Raw genomic sequence first — 18,696 nt, forward strand, 5'->3', positions numbered from 1 at the left:
CGAGGCGTGGACATGGATCTCGGTGAGTGGGCGGACGCCTTGCGGTTGCGTCTCAGGGAAATGCTCGCGGAGCTTCTCCCCACCGACTGGTCGGGATCCTTCTCCGACGATCCGCGCGTCACCAGCGTCACCCGCCAGGTGCTCGATCGCCTCGCCCAGGAAGGGCTGCTGACGATCGACTGGCCGCCGGAGTACGGCGGAGCCGGCGCGACCCTGTGGGAGCAGGCGGTCGTCCGCGAGGAGATGTGGGCACACCTGGAGCCGCGCGGCCCGCAGTACATGGGGTTGAGCTGGGTCGGCCCGACCGTTATGGCCTTCGGCACGCAGGCGCAGCGCGCGGCGCACCTGCCGCGGATCGCCAGGGGCGAAGCCGTCTGGTGCCAGGGCTTCAGCGAGCCCGAGGCGGGCAGCGACCTCGGCGCGCTGTCGCTGGCGGCGACCGCCGACGCCGACGGCTGGACGCTGCGCGGGCAGAAGATCTGGACGTCGTACGCGACGATCGCCGACTGGTGCTTCCTGGCCGCGCGAACCAGCCGCCACCCGGACGCCCGAAACCACGGCATCACGATCTTCCTGCTGCCGATGGACCGCGCGGGCGTGAGCGTGCGCCCGATCGCCTCGATGATGGGACCGCACCACCTCAACGAGGTCTTCTTCGACGACGCGCGGGTGACCGCCGCCGACGTGCTCGGCACCGTCGACGAGGGCTGGCAGGTGATCAAGTTCGTGCTCGGCCACGAGCGGATCGGCATCCCGAGGTACGCCCGGGACGAGCGGGTCCTGGCCGAGCTGGGCACCGCACCGCAGACCGCGGCGGGTGCGGCCGGCATCGGCTTCGTCCGGGCGCTCGTGCACGCCCGCACCGCGCGGCTGCTCAACCACCGCGCCATCGCGCACCGGGAGGCCGGCCGGCTGACCGACCGGGTCGCCTCCGGCGCGCGGATCGCCTCGATCCAGCTCGACCAGGAGGTCGCCGACCTCGCGCTCGACGCCCTCGGGCCGGCCGGGATCGCGCCCGGTGACGGCGACGGCATCCTCGCGCACGCGGAAGACGTGTACCGGTACGCCAAGTCCGCCACGATCGCGTCCGGGACCATCGAGATACAACGGCTCCTCGTCGCCCGCTCGCTGATGAGCGAGGCGGCGCAGTGAGCCGGCGGGCGTGGCCGCAGGAGGCGGTCGACCTCCAGCGGACCGTGCGCGGCGTCCTCGCCGACCTCGGCGGCGTCGAGCTCGCCCGGTCCGCCGAGGAGAAGCTGCAAGTGCGTGGCGAGGCGGTGGCGCCGGCGCTGGCCGCCGTCGGCGTGCTCGACCTCGACCCCTACGGCGCCGAGGAGGAGTCGGCCGCCGCCGCCCTCGCGGTGCGGGCGTGCGGCGAGTTCGTCGCGCCGTGGCCGCTGGCCCGAAGCCTGTCCGTCCCGGCCGCGCTGCGCGCCGAGGTGGACGCCTGCTACGTCGTCGACGGCGCGGTCACCCACCTCGAGCACGCCGACATCTTCCAGCGGGCCGTCGCGGTGCGGCTCGGCGCCGGCGCCGGTGCCTTCCCGGTCACGGCCGGCGGGGCGCGGCGCGCGCCGCTCGACCCGTTCGGCATGAGCGTGACGCTCGGCCCGGAGGAGGGCCCGCGGCTGCCGGAGCGCGCGGTCCTCATGTCGTTCGTCCTGGATGGATTCTGGGTCGCCGGCGCGCTCGCCGCGGCGACCGGGCACGCGGCGCGGTACGCCACCACGCGACGCCAGTTCGGCAAGCCGATCGGCCGGTTCGGTGAGATCCGGTGGCGGCTGGCCGACATGGCCGTGGCGGCCGACGGCGCGGACGAGCTCGCGGCCTACACGTGGTTTCTGGTCCGCCGCGGCCGGGCGACGATGGCCGACGCGCTCGCGCTGCGCGTCGGCGTGCTGGAGGCGGCCGGCACCGTCCTGCGCAACGCGCATCAGGTGCTCGGCGCGGTGGGGCTCTGCGAGGAGCACGACCTGACCGTGCTCGACCGTCACCTGACCCCGGCGCTGCTGCGCCCGACCGCACCGGCCAGGTCGGCAAACCTGTTGCTGGAGGCGGTCAACCGGCTCGGGTTCGCCGGCACCTTCGACGTCCCTCCCCGCCGCGACCTGTCGCAACGACCGAGTAAGTCACCGGTGGATCTGTCCACGGTGGACGGGCACGAAAGGCACAACCCATGAGCGCACCAGAGGAGTTCGACTGGAACCTGGCCACGGTCTGGGAGACGGTCGCGGAGGAGCTGCCGGACGCTCCCGCGCAGATCCAGGGTGAGCGCACCTTCACGTGGGCCGAGTTCGACCGGCGTGCCGACGGCATCGCGCGGACCCTGCTCGACGGCGCCGCGACCCGCGACGACCGCGTGGCGCAGTACCTGCGGAACAGCCCCGAGTACCTGGAGGTCTCGCACGCCGCGTTCAAAATCGGGATACCCGCGGTCAACTCCAACTACCGGTACCGGGACGAGGAGCTGCGCTACCTGTGGGACGACGCGGACGTCACCAGCGTGGTGTTCCACGGCTCGTTCACCCCGACCGTCGGCGCGCTGCGCGGCCGGGTGCCGCGCGTGCGGCAGTGGATCCACGTCGACGACGGCACCGAGCCCTGCCCCGACTGGGCGATCCCGTACGAGCAGGCCGCCGCTGCCTCGCCCGGGCGCGTCAGGTCCGCGTGGGGCCGGGGGCCGGACGACCTGTTCCTGCTCTACACCGGCGGCACCACCGGCATGCCCAAGGGCGTGATGTGGCGCGCCGTCGACATGCTCCAGCAGATCAACGACGTCTCCACCACCCACTACGACCTGGAGCGGGGCGTCGCCGGCATCCGCCGCGACCTGACGGCGCCCGGACAGGCGCACATCTCGGGAAGCCCGTACATGCACGGCACCGGCTACTTCGGCGCCACCATGGCCATGCACGGCGGCGGCTGCGCCATCTCGCTGGCCGCGCCCGGCTTCGACGCGGTCGAGCTGCTGGACGCCATCGACCGGTACAAGGTCGCCAGCCTCGCGATCAGCGGGGAGGTCTTCGCCAAGCGGATCGTGGACGCCCTCGCCGCCGAGCCCGAGCGGTGGGACAGCTCCACCATCCGCAACGTGCTCACCTCCGGCGGCATGCTGGGCGAGCAGAGCAAGCGCGCGCTGCTGGAGCACTGGCCGGAGGCGGCGATCCTCGACGGGTTCTCCTCCTCGGAGGGCTTCGGCATGGGCTGGTCACTCGCCACGAAGGGCAACATCCCGGAGACCGGCCGCTTCTCTCCCGGGCCTAACGTGTGGGTGCTGGACGAGAACGACGAGCCGGTCGCGGCCGGCTCCGAGGTGATCGGCAAGCTCGTGGTCCGCAACCGGCTGCCGATGGGCTACTACAAGGACCCGGCAAAGACCGCGAGCACGTTCCGCGAGATCAACGGCGTGCGCACGTCGGTGCCGGGCGACCACGGCGTGGTGCACGCCGACGGCACGATCCAGCTGATGGGGCGCGACTCGCTGTGCATCACCTCGGGCGGGGAGAAGATCTTCACCGAGGAGGTCGAGGGTGTCATCCTCGACCACGAGGCGGTGACCGACGTGCTCGTCGTCGGCGTACCCGACCCGGAGTGGGGCCAGTCGGTGGTCGCGGTGGTCAGCGTCGAGCCCGGACTCCAGCCGGCGCCGGAGGAGCTGATCGGCCACGTCAAGCGGCGGCTGGCCGGGTACAAGGCGCCCAAGCGCGTGGTCTTCGTCGACACGGTGCCGCGCTCGCCCAACGGCAAGGCCGACTACCCCGGTGCCCGGGCCCTGGCCGTCACGGTGTGAGCACGAGCCGGCCGCGCGCGGAGCGCTCCTCCAGCAGGGTGAGTGCCTCCGCCGCGGCCTCCAGCGGCAGCACCCGGTCGATCGGCGGCTTGGCCACGCCGCACTCGACGAGCGGCAGCAGCCGTTTCCACTCGGCCGCCATCTGCTCGGGCGCGACCGCGAGGAACGCGCCCCACCCGACGCCGACGACGTCGACGTTGCGCGCGAACAGCTGGTCGGTGCGGAGCGTCGGGATGGTACCGCCGGCGAAGCCCAGCACGAGCGCGCGCCCGAGCGGCGCCAGGCAGCGCAACGAGCGCTCCAGCCGGTCGTTGCCCACCGGGTCCACGACCAGGTCGGCGCCGCGCCCGCCGGTCAGCTCCGCGACCGCCTCGGGAAAGCCGTCCTCGGGCACGACGTGGTCGGGCGCGTAGCCGACCGGCGCGAGAATCCGGTCCAGCGGCGCCGAGGTCACCGCGATGACCCGCCCGCCGAACGCCGAGGCGAGCTGCATCGCGGCGATGCCGAGCCCGCCGGACGCGCCGTGCACCAGCACCGTGTCGCCGCGCCGCATCCGGCCGCGCCGCAGCAGGCCGAACGTCATCGTGAGGTAGTTGGAGGGCAGGCACGCCGCGTGCGGGAAGTCCACGTCCGGGGGAGCGGCAGCACGTGCCGGACGGGTACCGCCGCGAACTCGGCGAAGCCGCGGAACGGGCTGGAGCAGACCACCGGGTCGCCCACCGCGAACGGTGAACCGGGCGGCGCCTCGACGACCGAGCCCGCGAACTCCCCGCCCAGCCCGAAGGGCAGCGCGGGCGTCTCCTGGTACCGGCCGTGCGACAGCAGCAGGTCGGGAAACGTCACGCCGGCGGCGCGCACCGCCACGAGCACCTCGCCGCCGCCGCGGCGCGGCACCGGGACCTCGTGTACCCGCACGCCGGAGGGCCCGGTGCGATGGATGACCCGCGCCGCTCGCATCGTCCGCCGCCCTCCAGACGTGCTAGACCCGCTCGATGACGGTGGCGGTGGCCATGCCGCCGCCGGTGCACATCGTGACGAGGCCGGTGTTCAGGTCGCGGCGCTCCAGCTCGTCCAGGAGCGTGGCGAGCAGGATGGGGCCGCTGGCGCCGATCGGGTGGCCCAGCGCGATGGCACCGCCGTTGACGTTGACCCGGTCCAGGTCCACCCCGGTCTCCTCGGCGAACCGCAGCACCACGGAGGCGAACGCCTCGTTCACCTCGAACAGGTCGATGTCCTTCATGGACATTCCGGCGCGCGCGACGCAGAGCTTGGCGGCCGGCCCCGGCGCGGTGAGCATGATGACCGGCTCGGCGCCGGCGGTGGCGGTGGCGACGACCCGGGCCCGGGCGCGCCAGCCGCGCTCGCGGGCCACGTCCGAGCGCGCGACGAGGACGGCGGCGGCCCCGTCGGCGAGGCCGGAGGAGTTGCCCGCGTGGTGCACGTGCGCGATCCGGTCGACCCGCGGGTACGCCTCGCGCGCCATCGCGTCGAAGCTGCGGTCGTAGCCCTCCCACACCTGCGTCCCGAGCTTCTCGAACGACGGCTTCAACGCGGCGAGCGCGTCGAGCGTCGTCGGCCGGGGCAGCTCGTCGCGGTCGAGCAGCACGGTGCCGCCGGCGTCGGTGACCGGCACCAGCGAGCCGTCGAAGCGGCCCTCCCCGATCGCGTCGGCCGCGCGCCGCTGCGAGAGCGCGGCGAACGCGTCCACGTCGGCGCGGCTGAACCCGCCGACGGTGGCGATCAGGTCCGCCGAGATGCCCTGCGGGATCAGCGGGTACAGCCCTCGCAGCCGCTCGTTGCCGCCGTCCAGGGTCGGTCGGGTGGCGGCCGGGTAGCGGGACATCATCTCCACCCCGGACGCGACGACCAGCTCCGCCTGCCGCGAGACGACCATCGTCGCGGCGGTGTTCAGCGCCTGCTGCCCGGAGCCGCAGGCCCGGTTCATCGTCAGGCCGGGCACGGAGGCGGGCCAGCCGGCCGCCAGCGCGGACAGGCGGGCGATGTTGTCCGCGTGGTCGCCGATCGCGTTCGCGCAGCCGGTCAGCACGTCGTCGACGTCGGCGGGGCTGAACCCGACCCGCTTCTGCAGCTCGGCGAGCACGGTGGCGAGCAGCTCCTGGGGATGCACGCCGGACAGGGCGCCACCGGGCTTGCCCTTGCCACGCGGGGTCCGGACGGCGTCGACGATCGTTGCTTCACGCACGGGCCGACACTAGCAGCCCAACCATTTGGTTGGCTACATTGTCTGCACCCAACCGACTGGTTGGCGAAGGAGGCGGGAGCGGATGGCGGGTTCATCGGGGCGGAGCCGGGTCGGTCCGCTCTCGCAGTGGAAGGCCACCCCGGCGGGCGAGACCGTCGAGGAGCCGGTGGGGCAGGTGCTGGCCCGCCAGGTCGCGGCCGGCCCGGACCGGCCGGCGCTGTACTGGCCGGAGGCCGGCGCTCTGGCCAGCATGACGTACGCGGAGCTCGGCGAGGCGGCGCACCGGCTCGGCCGCGCGATGGCCGGGCAGGCCAGGCCCGGCGAGCGGGTCGCGGTCTGGTCCCGCAACTCGGTGCCGTACGTGCTGCTGGAGTACGCCTCCGCGCTCGCCGGCCTGGTGTTCGTACCCTTCAACACCGCCTGGACCGACGCCGAGGCCGCGCACGCCGTGCGCCTCACCCGCCCGGCCCTGCTGTTCGCCGGACCGTCGTACGCCGGCGACAGCCTCGCACCGCGCGCCGGCGCGCTGGACGGCGGCACCCCGGTCGTGGACATCGAGGCGCTGGAGCAATGGGCCGCCACCGCCGCGCCGGGCGAGCTTCCCGAGGTGGCGCCCGACCAACCGTTCCTGATCCAGTTCACCTCGGGCACGACGGGCCGTTCCAAGGGCGCGGTCATCTCCCACCGCGCCGCCCTCAACGGCGCCCTGCAGCGAAACCGGCACGACGTGATCGGCGACGACGACGTCTGGCTGAACCCGGTGCCCTACCACCACATCGGCGGCTCCTGCTTCGTGATCCTCGGCGGCGTGCTCGACGGCGGCGCCTTCGTGGTCATGCAGCGGTGGGACCCGGCCGAGGTGCTGCGCCTGCTCGGCCTCGGCGTCATCAACCGCATCGGCGGGGTACCCACGATGCTCGTCGACATCCTCGCCAAGCTCGGCGACGCCGCGCGGGACGCCGGCCTGCGGTCGGTCGCGCTCGGCGGCGCCACGGTCACCCAGCCGCTGGTCGACCTCGTCGGCAAGGCGCTCGGCGTGCCGGTGCTCATCGGGTACGGGCAGTCGGAGTGCCCGCTGATCACCTCGACGCACATCGCCGACGACCCCGCGACGATCGGCGGCACCCTCGGCCGCCCGCTGCCGGCCGCCGACATCCGCATCGCCGACCCCGAGTCCGGCGCGGTGCTGCCGGTCGGCACGCCCGGCGAGATCCTCGTGCGCGCGCCCTACATGATGAGCGGCTACTGGGACATGCCGGAGCAGACGGCGGCCACGATCACGCCGGACGGGTACCTGCGCACTGGCGACCTCGGCGAGATGGACGGGTCCGGGTTCCTGACCTTCCGCGGCCGCTCGCGCGACGTCATCATCCGCGGCGGCGAGAACGTGTACCCGGCCGAGGTCGAGGAGATCCTGCTCGAACACCCCGGCGTGGCCGGCGCGGTGCTCGTCGGTGTCGAGGACGCCCGGCTCGGCGAGCGGGTGGCCGGCGTGGTGGTGCGCCAGCCGGGCAGCGAGGTGAGCGGCGCGGAGCTGGCCGCCTTCCTCGCCGGCCGGGTCGCCAAGTACAAGATCCCGGTGGCCTGGCGGTTTGTGGAGTCCTTCCCGATGACCGCGTCCGGCAAGGTGCGCCGCTTCGTGGTGCGCGACGAGACGAACGAGGAGCTGCGGTGAGCGACCTTCTGGCGGAGCGGCACGGCGGCGTGCTGCTGCTGCGGTTCAACCGCCCCGAGCGGCACAACGCGATCGGCGGCACGCTGCTGCGCGAGCTGGCCGAGGCGTTCGACGAGGCGGGGCGGGACGACAGCGTCCGGGTCGTGGTGACCACCGGGGTCGGTGACAGCTACTCGGTCGGCGCCGACGCGGCCGTCCTCGCCCCCAGGGCTGGCGGGATCCGGTCCGAGGAGCGAAGCGACGAGGCCGGATGGCGCCAGCCTCTCGGAGCGCCCAGCGAGCGAAGCGAGCGCGACCAGCGGAGCCCGGGGGACCGGCCGCCGGCCCGGGAGTTCCTCGCCAGCGAGGAGATCGGCGGCGAGAAGGGCCTGCCACCGTTGTCCCCGGGGCAGGTCAGCCTCGACGACCTCGGCAACGCCGGCCGCTGGACGCTGCGGATGTGGGAGCTGGACAAGCCGACCATCGCCGCGGTGAACGGCGTCGCCGTCGGCGGCGGCTTCGGGATAGCGCTGCTGCACGACCTGCTCGTCGCGGGCACGTCCGCGCGGCTCGGCCCCGGCTTCGCGCCGATCGGCATCGCGCCGGAGATGGGCATCAGCCTCCTGCTGCCGCACGTGGTGGGCGCGCAGCGGGCCGCCGAGCTGCTCTACAGCGGCCGCCTGGTCGGCGCCGCGGAAGCCCGGGACCTCGGCCTCGTCGTCGAGACGGTCGACGACCACCTGCTGCTGGAACACGCGCTGGAGCGCGCGGCGCGGATCGCCGCCATGCCGCCGCTGGGGACACGCGCGACCAAACGCCTGCTGCGCAAGGCGACCTACGCCGCGATGGCCGAGCAGCTGCGCGCCGAGTACACCGCCCAGGTCCTGCTCTTCGACCACCCGGACACCCTCGCGGCGATGGACCGGCTGGTGCGGCGGCTGCGCGCCAAGGCCGAGGCGTCCGGAGCCGGCTGATGGGCGGCGAGGTCACCATCCGGGTACGGGCGGCCGGGCTGTCGCACCTGACGCTCAGCCGCGGCCGCGCCGAGCCGCCGCTGGTGCCCGGCGCGGAGGTGGCCGGCACCGTGCTCGCCGCGCCGAGGGAAAGCGGCTTCGCCGCCGGCGACCGGGTGCTCGCGCTCTGCCGCCGCGGCGGGCTCGCCGAGGTGGCGGTCGCGGACACCGAGGACACGTTCGCGCTGCCGGCGGCGCTCAGCTTCGAGCGCGGCGCCGCGGTCCTCGTGGACTACCTGACCGCGCACTTCGCCGTCGTCGAGCGCGGCGGGCTGGCGGTCGGCGAGTCGGTGCTCGTGCGTGGCGCCGAGCGCGGCGCCGGCATCGCCACGGTGCAGGTGGCCCGCGCGTTCGGTGCCGGGCGGGTGGCCGCCGTGGAGGGCGGCGAGGACTTCCGCGCGGCGGTGCGCGCGGGCGGGCTGATCGACCTGGCCGTGGACCTGGTGGGCGGCGACAGTTTCGTGGACGTGCTGCGCTGCCTGGGCCCCGAGGGGCGGGCGGTGGCGGTACCGGCCGCCGGCGCCGATCCGGCCGGCTTCCGGGTCAACCGGCTGCTGCTGAACAACATCGACGTCGTCGCCGCGGACTGGGCCGGCTGGGCGCTGGGCGGGTCCGGGCGCCTGGCGAACGCGTGGGCGGAGCTCGCGCCGCACCTGAACCGCGGCGCGCTGGACCCGGTCGTGGAACGCGTGCACGGCCTCGAGCGCCTCCCGCACGCCCTCGCCGCCTTCGCGGAGGGGACCGCGCGCGGCAAGCTCGTCGTCCGCCTCTGAGAATAACCGACCGCTTGGTTGGTTGTTGGGCGCTCGGAGGGTGGTCTATCGTTACCCACCATCTGGTTGGGATGGAGGCTGGCGTGTCGATAGACAACCTGACGACGGTCGCGGGACACCTGCGGGCCCGGCTGGAAAAGGACCCCGAGCGCGACATCGCCGCGTGCGGTGGGCCGTGGCGTTCGGTCGGTACCGTGCACGACCGCGCGGCACGCCTCGCCGCCGGCCTGTACGAGAGCGGCGTGCGCCCCGGCGACCGGGTCGCGTCGATGATGCCCAACCGGGACGAGGCGGTGGACCTGTTCTTCGCCTGCGCGCTGCTCGGCGCGATCCAGGTGCCGCTGAACGTCTTCCTCAAAGGCGAGTTCCTGCGCTACCAGCTCGCCGACGCGGAGCCGGCGGTCGTCGTCGCCGACGCTGCCGCCCTGCCGCTGATGGCCGAGGCGGTCAAGGCGCCCGAGCTGTCCGGTGCCCGGCTCGTCGCGCTCGACCCGCTGGAGGAGTCGGACACCGGCGCGGTGCCGTTCGCGGACCTCCTCGTCGACCCGGTGCGGACCTGGCCGGACCCCGGACCCGACGACCTCGTCGCCGTGCTCTACACCTCCGGCACCACGGGCATGCCCAAGGGCTGCATGATCAACAACGGGTACTTCACGCACATGCCCAAAGCGCACATGATGCACGGCTGGTTCACCGCCGGCGACACGTCGATGTGCCCGCTGCCGCTGTACCACGGCTTCGCGCTCAGCGCCCTCATGGACGGGCTCGTGGCCGGCTGCCGGGTGGCGTTCGACCCGGTGTACAGCGCGTCGATGTTCCTGCGGCGGGCCCGCGAGATCGGCGCGACCCAGTTCTTCGGCGTCGGGGCGATGGCCGCGGCCCTGCTCGCCACGCCGCCGGCGCCCGACGACACCGAGCACGCCATCGAGCGGGCGATCTTCATCCCGCTCGCGCCGGCGGTCAAGCGGCAGTTCGAGGAGCGCTTCGGCACGCGGGCGATCTGCGAGGGGTACGGCCAGACCGAGGTGCTGCCCGCCACCATGGGCGACGGCACGTCGACCGGCCGCCCCGACCGGGCCAGTGCCGGGCGCGCCCTGCCGTGGCTGGACGTGCGCGTGGTGGACGACGCCGACCGGGTGCTCCCGCAGGGGGAGACCGGCGAGGTCGTGGTCCGGCCGCTGGAGCCGTACTCGATGTTCGCGGGGTACTGGCGCAAGGACGCGGCCACCCTCGACGCCTGGAAGAACCTGTGGCACCACACCGGAGACCTCGGCTTCTTCGACGGCGACGGCTCGCTCTACTTCGTCGACCGCAAGAAGGACGCGCTGCGCCGCCGCGGCGAGAACGTCTCCTCGGTCGAGCTGGAACTGGCCATCCTCAAGCACCCCGCGATCGCCGAGGTCGCCATCCACGCCGTGCCGGCCGGCGTGCGGGAGGACGAGATCAAGGCGTGCCTCGTCCTCGAACGCGGCGCGCGGCTCGAACCCGCCGAGCTGTTCGCCTACCTCCGGGAGAACCTGCCCTACTTCGCCGTCCCCCGGTACGTCGAGTTCCTCGACGAGCTGCCGAAGAACGCCGTCGCCCGGGTGCTCAAGCACAAGCTCCGCGACGGGTGGGACACCCCGGGCACCGTCGACTTCCAGGCACTCGGCCTCGTCATCGACCGCAGCGAGCGGCGGTGAGCGCGCGCGGCGGCCCGCTGGCCGGGCTGAAAGTCGTCGAGCTGCAGGGCCTGGGACCGGGCCCGTTCTGCGCGATGCTGCTCAGCGACTTCGGCGCCGACGTCGTGCGGGTCGAGCGCACGCAGGCCGTCGCCGCCGCGGACGGGCCGCCACCACCGGACGTGCTCGCCCGGGGCCGCCGCTCGATCGGCGTCAACCTGAAGTCCCCCGACGGGGTCGAGGCGCTGCTGCGGCTCGTCGACCGGGCGGACGTGCTCATCGAGGGCTTCCGGCCGGGCGTCACCGAGCGGCTCGGCGCCGGGCCGGACACCTGCCTGGCCCGCAACCCCCGGCTGGTCTACGGCCGGGTCACCGGGTGGGGTCGCACCGGCCCGTACGCGCCGTACGCCGGGCACGACATCAACTACCTCGCCCTCTCCGGCGCGCTGTGGTCGATCGGCCGCGGCGGGGAGGCGCCGGTGGCGCCGCTGACGTACGTGGGTGACTTCGGCGGCGGCGGGATGCTGCTCACGATCGGGATCTGCGCCGCGCTCGCCGAGCGGGCCTCCTCCGGCCGCGGCCAGGTCGTGGACGCCGCGATGGTCGACGGCGCGGCGCTGCTCAACAGCTTCCTGTACGGCATGCGCGCGATGGGCATGTGGGGCCAGGAGCGCGGCCGCAACCTGCTGGACACCGGCGCCCCGTTCTACGACACGTACGAGACCGCCGACGGCGGGTGGATCGCGATCGGCGCGCTCGAGCCGCAGTTCTACCGCAACCTCGTCGGCGCGCTCGGCGTGCCGGACCTGCCGGCCACGCAGCCGGACCCCGCGGGCTGGCCCGCGCTGCGCGCGCGGTTCGCCGAGGTGTTCCGGACCAGGACGCGGGACGAGTGGTGTGCGGTGCTGGAGGCGGCCGAGGCGTGTTTCGCGCCGGTGCTCTCGCCGTGGGAGGCGCCCGAGCACCCGCACAACGCGGCCCGCGGGACGTTCGTGGCGCACGAAGGGCTCGTGCAGCCCGCGCCGGCGCCGCGCTTCAGCCGCACCCCCGCGCGGATCGCCGGGCCGGTGGCCCGGCCCGGCCAGCACACCGACGAGGTCCTCACCGAGTGGGGCTTCGCGCCCGACGAGATCGAGAAGCTGCGCGCCGGCGGTGGTGTCGCGTGAAAGGAACCAGGATGACCACTGTGGACGGTGTATTCCGGGAGCGGCTGGCGGCGGAGCCGGACACGCCGTTCGTCACCTGCGGCGGGCAGTGGCTCACCTTCGCGGAGCTGGACGAGCGCACCGACCGGCTGGCCACCGGCCTGTCCCGGCTCGGCGTGCGGCGCGGCGACCACATCGCCTCGATCATGCCCAACCGCATCGAGACCGTCGAGCTGCTGCTCGCCGTCGCGAAGCTGGGCGCCGTGCAGGTGCCGCTCAACTACTTCCTCAAGGGCGACTTCCTCGGGTACCAGCTCAGCGACTGCGGCGCGAAGTATCTTATCGCCGACGGGCCCGGCTACGACGCGGCGGCCGGCCTGCTCGGCGGCACCTCGATCGCCGAGACGGTGCAGGTCGACGCCGGCGCGGGCGGCACGGTCGCCTACCCGGAGCTGTTCGCGGAGCGGTCCACGTTCGCGCCGGCCTCCCGGCCCAGCGACCTGCTGACCATCATGTACACCTCGGGCACCACGGCGGTCGCGAAGGGCTGCATGCTCAGCACCGGCTACTTCGTGGCCGTCGGCCGGGCGTACGGGATGCGCAACTGGGTGGTCCCCGGCGACCGCGTGTACACCGGCTTCCCGATGTTCCACACCAGCGGGCAGATGGTCGCGTTCATGAGCGCGCTGGTCAACGGCGCGTCGATCGGCATCGCGCCGGAGTTCCACGCGTCGTCGTTCATGCGCGAGGCCGCCGACCTCGGCGCGACGATGCTGGTCGGCGTCGGCGTGATGGCCAACATGATCCTGGAGCAGCCGCCGCGCCCGGACGACGGCGCGCACCCCTTCCGGCTCGCCTCCTGGGTGCCGCTGCCCGAGGAGCGCCAGCGCGAGTTCGAGGAACGGTTCCACACCCCGGTCATGTCCGAGGGGTACGGGCAGACCGAGTGCGTGCCGGTCACCAACAGCGACCCGTACGGCACCCGCGAGCGCTCGTCGTCGGGGCAGGTGTCGCCGCTGCTGGAGGCGCGGATCGTCGACGAGGACGACAACGAGGTGCCGGCCGGCGAGCCCGGCGAGATCGTCGTGCGGCCGAAGGTCGCCAACGCCATGTACAGCGGCTACTGGAACAAGCCCGACAGCTCTGTCGAGGCGTGGCGGAACCTGTGGCACCACACCGGTGACTTCGGGCGGATGGACGAGGACGGCATCATCACGTTCGTCGACCGCAAGAAGGACGTGCTGCGCCGGCGCGGCGAGAACGTCTCCTCGCTGGCCCTCGAAGCCGTCATCCGGCAGCACCCGGCCATCGCGGACGCGGCCGTGTGCGCGCTGCCCGCGACGATCGGTGACGACGACATCAAGGCGAGCGTGGTCCTCGAAGCGGGCGCGACCCTGACCGCCCACGAGTTCTTCGACTTCATCCGCGACCGGGTGCCGTACTTCGCGGTCCCGCGCTACGTCGACGTGCGCGAGGCCTTGCCCGTCAACGCGCTGGGCCGGGTGATGAAGCACGTGCTGCGCGACGAGGGCGTCAAGGCCGGCACCTGGGACCTGGACGGCATGGGCCTCGTGGTACCGCGCGCGCAGCGGCGCGGCGTGTCCACGGCGAAGTGAGACCCGTTACCGACCAACCGGTTGACTACGATCGGTGGCCGGCATAGCGTCGGAGTCGTGGATGGAGGTACCCGACCGTGAAGACCGTGCTCGGTGACGAGCAGCTGACGTTCCTGGCCGAGCTGCGCACCTACCTCGACGGCCTGGATCCCGCGCTGGTCGAGGCGACCCGCGCGGAGAACATCGAGGACCCCATGCAGCCGCGCGCGCACGGCCGCCGCTTCCTCAAGCGGCTCGGCGCCGACGGGTGGCTGGGTGTGGCGTGGCCGCGGGAGTACGGCGGGCAGGGCCGCACGGCCATCGAGAGCTGGCTGATGGCCGAGGAGCTGTACAACCGCCGCCTGCCCAACGGCCTGCTGACGCTCAACGCGATCGGGCCGACGCTGATGCTCGTCGGCACCGCGGAGCAGAAAGCCGAGTACCTGCCCCGTATCCGGGCCGGCGAGCTGGAGTTCGCGATCGGGTACAGCGAGCCGGACGCGGGCAGCGACCTGGCCTCGCTGCGCACCCGGGCGGTCCGCGACGGCGATGGGTACCTCGTCAACGGCCAGAAGATCTGGACCACCGGCGCCTCGGTGGCCACGCACCTCTGGCTGGCGGTCCGCACCGGCCGGCCGGAGCAGCGGCACCGCGGCGTCAGCCTGTTCATCACGCCGATGGACGCGCCCGGCATCACGATCACGCCGATCATCACGCAGGGCGGCGAGCGGACCAACGCGGTCTTCTTCGACAACCTGCGGATACCGGCGAGCCAGCGGATCGGCGCGGAGAACGAGGGCTGGTCCGGCATCGTCACCGCGCTCAACTTCGAGCGGATGTTCTACCACAACGAGCCGCGCTGGGAGCTGCGGCAGCTGACCGACTGGGCCGCCGGCGCGGGGCTGCTGGACGGCGACACGGCCGAGGCGCACGAGCTGCAGGCGGTGGTCGGCGAGCACGCGGTGGACGTGGAGATCTGCCGCCTGTTCGCGCTGCGCGGCGCGCGGATGCTCGCCGAGGGGCACGTGCCGCACGCGGAGGCGTCGGTCAACAAGATCTGGTGGGGCGAGCTGCGCCAGCGCATCTGCGACACCGGCCTCGACCTCGTCGGCGAGGAGGGCACGATCGCCACCGGCTCGGCGTACGCGCCCGCGCACGGCCACCTGGAGCACGGGCTGCGCTCGTCGCCGGTGTGGCGGTTCGGCGGCGGTACGAACGAGATCCAGCTCGACATCATCGCCACGCGCGGTCTGGGGATGCCACGATGACCGACACCGACCTGACCGACGAGGAGGCGCTGCTGGCCAAGACGGCCCGCGCCTACTTCGCCGACTTCGTCGACAACACCTACCTCAACGCGCAGCAGGCGTCCCCGCTCGGCTACGAGCCGCGGCGCTGGGCGCAGATGTGCGAGCTGGGCTGGACCGCCGTCAACCTGCCCGAACGGGTCGGCGGCGCCGGCGGCACCCTCGCCGAGGCCGGGGTGGTCGCGCGCGAGTACGGCCGGGCGGCCTTCGCCTCGCCGCTGCTGCAGACGCTGCGCGCCGGCACCGCCCTGGCCACGCTCGGCGGCGGCGCGTTCGACGGGACGCTCGCCCGGATCGCCGGCGGCGGCAGCGCGGCCCTCGTCGCGCCGCCGGACCGCACGGTGCGCGCGGAGCAGGCCGGCGGCGGCTACCGGCTGACCGGCTCCGCGGTGGTCGAGTGGGTCGAGCAGTGCGACGACGTGGTCCTGCTGCTGCCGGCCGCGGGGCACTGGGTGTGCGCCACGCTGCCCGCCGCCGACCTGCGCGACCGGATCACCGCCGTGCCGAGCGTCGACAACGAGCGGATCGGTCGGCTGGGACTTGACGGCCTGCGCCTGGTGGCGAGCCCCATCGCCCCGGAGGCGGCGCGGTACGCGCTGGCCCGGGCCAACCTGCTGCGGGCAAGCGCGATGGTCGGCGGCTGCGAGGCGGTGGTCGAGCAGAGCGCGCGGTACGCCAAGGAGCGGGTCCAGTTCGGGCAGGCCATCGGCGCCTTCCAGGCGGTGCGGCACCACCTCGCGCGCATGGTCATCGCGGCGGACGCGGCGCGGCTGGCGTGCAACGAGGCGCTGACCCGGGCGGTGCCGGACGCGGACGAGAGCGCCATCGCCGCGGTCGCGGTGTTCGCCGCCGGCCGCTCGTACGTCCAGATCGTGCTCACCGCCGCGCAGGTGCACGGCGGCGTCGGCACGACGGTCGAGCACATCCTGCACCACCACTACCTGCGGGCCAAGGCGATGCAGCTGCGCGGCGGGCGGCGGGCCAGCCGGCTCCGCGAAATCCACCAGGCGCTCGTGGTACGCCGGGAGGGACGCCTGTGGTGAGCGCCGGGGTGCGGACGTGACCGTTCGCGGGCGGGTCGCCGTCGTCACCGGCGGCGGCCGCGGCCTGGGCCGCGCCGCCGCGCTGCGCTTCGCGGCCGGCGGCGCCGACGTCGCGGTCCTGGCCCGCTCCACCGCCGAGGTGGAGGCGGTCGCCGAGGAGCTGCGCGCGGCGGGGGTGCGGGCGCTGGGGCTGAGCGTGGACGTCACCTGCACCGCCGAGGTCGACCGGGCCCGCGAGGAGATCCTGGAGTCGTTCGGCCGGGTGGACATCGTCGTCAACAACGCCGGGACGTTGCTGTACAAGCCGTTCGTGCCGCTGCCCGGCAGGGAGCACGCCTATCCGGGCTTCGACACGCCGGTCTCCGACGAGGAGTGGGACGGCGTCATGGAGGTGCACCTCGGCGGCGCGGTGCGGATGCTGCGGGCGTTCGGGCCCGGCCTGCTCGACCAGCGGTACGGCCGGGTGGTCAACGTGGTCTCCAACGTGGTCCGGCGCACGGTGCCGTACACGAGCGGGTACGACACCGCGAAGGGGGCGCTGGTCCAGCTGACGCGGTCGCTGGCGCGCGAGTGGGCGCCGTACGGGGTGACCGTCAACGCGGTCGCCGCCGGCCACTTCGAGACCGCGATGAGCCGGGCCCAGTTCGAGGACGAGGAGACGCTTCGCAAGCTGCTGCGTCGGGTACCGGCGCGGCGCGCGGGCGAGCTGTCCGAGTTCGCCTCGCTGGTGGTGCACCTGTGCGGTGAGGAGAGCGGCTTCGTGACCGGCGAGACGATCGGTGTCGACGGCGGTGAGACGCTGTGACGGGGCAGCGCCGCGAGCTGGTGTTCATGTGCGCGGACACGGGTGCCGTCGTCCTCGTGGCGCAGGCGGGCGCGGCGGCGCGGGTCGCCGTGTTCCTGGCCAGCGGCGAGACGCTGCTGGGCGAGGCCGACACCACCCTGCCCGCCGCCGGTCGCGGGCGTTCCACGGTCCGGCTGTCGACGACGGCGGCGCTGTTCACCGCGCCGGCCCGCGCCGTGCGGGACGAGCCGTCCACCGCCCGCCGGGTGCCGGTGAGCATCGCGGTGACGGTCGAGCCGGCCGGCGTGGAGGTGACGCTTCCGGGCGAGGTGCCCGAGACGGTCGTGGTCGCGGGCGTCGAAGGCGAGCTCGGCGCCGGCAGCGTGCTGTTCCGGCTGCGCGCCGCGGGGTGGGCCAGCGCGGCCCCGCTCGGCGGCGCCGGCGAGCCGCACACCCGCGCCCGCGCGGTCTTCCAGGACCGTTCCGCGGCGTTCCTCACCGGCGCGGCCGCCGCGTTGATGCGGCACACCGACATCCGCCCGGCGCCGGTGGACGACCTCGTCCTGGGCGGCCCGGAGCGCGGCCCGGCGCACACGTTGCGCTGCGCGGTCGGCGGCCGGTCACCCGCGCTGATCGCCGGCGAGCTGCGCGACACCGAGCAGTCACTGACCTTTGTGGAGCCCGACCCGGGCGGCGGCGGCTGGCTGTGGTGGAGCGCGACCCCGTTCGTCTTCGTCCGCTCGGGCGTGACCGGCCTCGGGCTGGTGGAGAAAACGTTCCGGGCACCCTCGGCGTCCGCCTCGCCGAAGGTGCCCGACCTTCCCGACCCTTACTAGGGACCGTCCAGACGCGGCCTCACCCTCCGCGGTCACCCAGCTCACCAGAGAGCCCGCTCCCGCAGATCTTGGTAAGTTGGCGCTGAAATAGCGCGCCAACTCACCACGGGCTCGCAGGTCATGCCGCCCGCGTCCGCCTCGGGTTTGCAGGCGCACCCTGACCGCGAAGGTCCGTACTAGGCGGCCGCGATCTGGGCGTTCGCCGTGTACGGCTGGTCCGAGTAGAACTGCTTGGACCAGCGGCGGAAGCGCGCGTAGTGCTCCTCCTCGCCGCCGGCGAACGGCGGGTGCTCGACGTAGCGCTGGTTTTCCCAGATCGCGAAGTCGCGCCGGATCTGGCCCTTCTGGAACTCGATCATGCGGGCGGCCCGCCCGGTCGGCTCCGGCTCGCCGGGCTGGCGGTTCACGGTGATCGTCTCGAAGAGCTGCGAGTGCTCGCGGTCGACGGGCGTGGCGGCGGTGAGCTGGTTGGTGATGAAGTTTTCCAGCACGAACCGCGCGTTGGACAGCCCCAGTCCCCACGCCTCGGTCTCGATCTCGCCGAACACCGGGCCGTTCGGTGTCATCCATGTCGCCTTCTTGCCGTGGCCGTAGACGAAGCCGACCCGCGTGTGCAGGTAGTGCTGGTCTTCCTTCCACAGCAACGGCTTGCCGGGCTGGCCGGCGCCGTGCACCCACATGAAGTGGTAGTAGTCCGGGGTGTTCTCGACCGGCGACTGTGGAATGATCTTCCGGACGCCGACGTGGTCGAGGGTGATCGGGTAGTTGTTCTCCTCGTCCAGAAACTCGGGATGCCCGGCCACTCCCAGAACGGCTCGCGGCCGAACGAGTCGTACCACGCCAGGATCAGGCCGGCGACCTCGCGGGTCTGCAGGCGGTCGATGCTGACCCG

The 18,696-nt window shown here is 73.7% G+C and carries 17 protein-coding genes; 13 read left to right on the forward strand and 4 right to left on the reverse strand.

The features are described 5' to 3' along the window. Nucleotides 1-12 precede the first annotated feature (12 nt). Genes Phou_RS31645 through Phou_RS31655 form a run of 3 tightly spaced genes read left to right on the forward strand, consistent with a single transcriptional unit; the run spans nt 13 to nt 3,790 of the window. Nucleotides 13-1,152 (forward strand): acyl-CoA dehydrogenase family protein, encoded by a 1,140-nt coding sequence (locus Phou_RS31645; protein ID WP_173064833.1) that lies wholly within the window; start codon nt 13-15, stop codon nt 1,150-1,152. Then, nucleotides 1,149-2,180: an acyl-CoA dehydrogenase family protein gene (locus tag Phou_RS31650; RefSeq protein ID WP_173062809.1), complete on the forward strand. Its 1,032-nt coding sequence runs from the start codon at nt 1,149-1,151 to the stop codon at nt 2,178-2,180. Before Phou_RS31645 ends, Phou_RS31650 begins: the two co-directional genes overlap by 4 nt. Continuing rightward, complete coding sequence (locus tag Phou_RS31655) at nt 2,177-3,790, forward strand: AMP-binding protein (protein ID WP_173062812.1); 1,614 nt, start codon at nt 2,177-2,179, stop codon at nt 3,788-3,790. Before Phou_RS31650 ends, Phou_RS31655 begins: the two co-directional genes overlap by 4 nt. Here Phou_RS31655 and Phou_RS31660 read toward each other — a convergent pair. The 3 genes from Phou_RS31660 to Phou_RS31665 are packed head-to-tail and all read right to left on the reverse strand — an operon-like array spanning nt 3,780 to nt 5,993. Then, nucleotides 3,780-4,418 (reverse strand): zinc-binding dehydrogenase, encoded by a 639-nt coding sequence (locus Phou_RS31660; RefSeq protein ID WP_218579288.1) that lies wholly within the window; start codon nt 4,416-4,418, stop codon nt 3,780-3,782. The genes Phou_RS31655 and Phou_RS31660 overlap by 11 nt on opposite strands. Beyond that, nucleotides 4,370-4,747: an alcohol dehydrogenase catalytic domain-containing protein gene (locus Phou_RS51430; protein WP_218579289.1), complete on the reverse strand. Its 378-nt coding sequence runs from the start codon at nt 4,745-4,747 to the stop codon at nt 4,370-4,372. Before Phou_RS51430 ends, Phou_RS31660 begins: the two co-directional genes overlap by 49 nt. 22 nt (nt 4,748-4,769) lie before the next feature. After that, entirely contained in the window at nt 4,770-5,993 is a 1,224-nt protein-coding gene (locus tag Phou_RS31665) for an acetyl-CoA C-acyltransferase (protein WP_173062815.1), read from the reverse strand. Nucleotides 5,994-6,075: 82 nt separating this feature from the next. Between Phou_RS31665 and Phou_RS31670 the strand changes: the two genes are divergently transcribed. From Phou_RS31670 to Phou_RS31715, 10 genes are all read left to right on the forward strand, one after another. After that, a complete protein-coding gene (locus Phou_RS31670; protein ID WP_173062818.1) occupies nt 6,076-7,668 on the forward strand; it encodes a class I adenylate-forming enzyme family protein in 1,593 nt (530 codons plus the stop codon). After that, a complete protein-coding gene (locus tag Phou_RS31675) occupies nt 7,665-8,621 on the forward strand; it encodes an enoyl-CoA hydratase/isomerase family protein (RefSeq protein ID WP_173062821.1) in 957 nt (318 codons plus the stop codon). The genes Phou_RS31670 and Phou_RS31675 overlap by 4 nt, the downstream gene beginning before the upstream one ends. Then, on the forward strand, nt 8,621-9,433 hold the full coding sequence (locus Phou_RS31680) for a zinc-binding dehydrogenase (protein ID WP_173062824.1): 813 nt from the start codon (nt 8,621-8,623) through the stop codon (nt 9,431-9,433). Before Phou_RS31675 ends, Phou_RS31680 begins: the two co-directional genes overlap by 1 nt. A gap of 83 nt (nt 9,434-9,516) precedes the next feature. Next, nucleotides 9,517-11,115, forward strand: a complete 1,599-nt coding sequence (locus Phou_RS31685; RefSeq protein ID WP_173062827.1) for an AMP-binding protein — start codon at nt 9,517-9,519, stop codon at nt 11,113-11,115. After that, entirely contained in the window at nt 11,112-12,260 is a 1,149-nt protein-coding gene (locus Phou_RS31690; RefSeq protein WP_173062830.1) for a CaiB/BaiF CoA transferase family protein, read from the forward strand. Before Phou_RS31685 ends, Phou_RS31690 begins: the two co-directional genes overlap by 4 nt. Nucleotides 12,261-12,271: 11 nt before the next feature. After that, complete coding sequence (locus Phou_RS31695) at nt 12,272-13,855, forward strand: AMP-binding protein (protein WP_173062833.1); 1,584 nt, start codon at nt 12,272-12,274, stop codon at nt 13,853-13,855. 77 nt (nt 13,856-13,932) lie between these two features. Next, entirely contained in the window at nt 13,933-15,102 is a 1,170-nt protein-coding gene (locus Phou_RS31700) for an acyl-CoA dehydrogenase family protein (RefSeq protein WP_173062836.1), read from the forward strand. After that, nucleotides 15,099-16,184: an acyl-CoA dehydrogenase family protein gene (locus Phou_RS31705; RefSeq protein ID WP_173062839.1), complete on the forward strand. Its 1,086-nt coding sequence runs from the start codon at nt 15,099-15,101 to the stop codon at nt 16,182-16,184. The genes Phou_RS31700 and Phou_RS31705 overlap by 4 nt, the downstream gene beginning before the upstream one ends. Before the next feature lie 16 nt (nt 16,185-16,200). Next, nucleotides 16,201-16,989 carry an SDR family NAD(P)-dependent oxidoreductase gene (locus Phou_RS31710; RefSeq protein ID WP_173062842.1) on the forward strand — a complete coding sequence of 263 codons (789 nt, stop codon included), beginning with the start codon at nt 16,201-16,203 and terminating at the stop codon, nt 16,987-16,989. Next, complete coding sequence (locus Phou_RS31715; RefSeq protein ID WP_173062845.1) at nt 16,986-17,804, forward strand: hypothetical protein; 819 nt, start codon at nt 16,986-16,988, stop codon at nt 17,802-17,804. The genes Phou_RS31710 and Phou_RS31715 overlap by 4 nt, the downstream gene beginning before the upstream one ends. Nucleotides 17,805-17,980: 176 nt before the next feature. On the opposite strand, the gene Phou_RS53310 is transcribed toward Phou_RS31715, so the two are convergent. Beyond that, nucleotides 17,981-18,607: a hypothetical protein gene (locus Phou_RS53310; RefSeq protein ID WP_246273990.1), complete on the reverse strand. Its 627-nt coding sequence runs from the start codon at nt 18,605-18,607 to the stop codon at nt 17,981-17,983. Between the last annotated feature and the right edge of the window lie 89 nt (nt 18,608-18,696).

The sequence above is a fragment of the Phytohabitans houttuyneae genome, from assembly GCF_011764425.1.
Taxonomy (GTDB): Bacteria; Actinomycetota; Actinomycetes; order Mycobacteriales; family Micromonosporaceae; genus Phytohabitans; species Phytohabitans houttuyneae.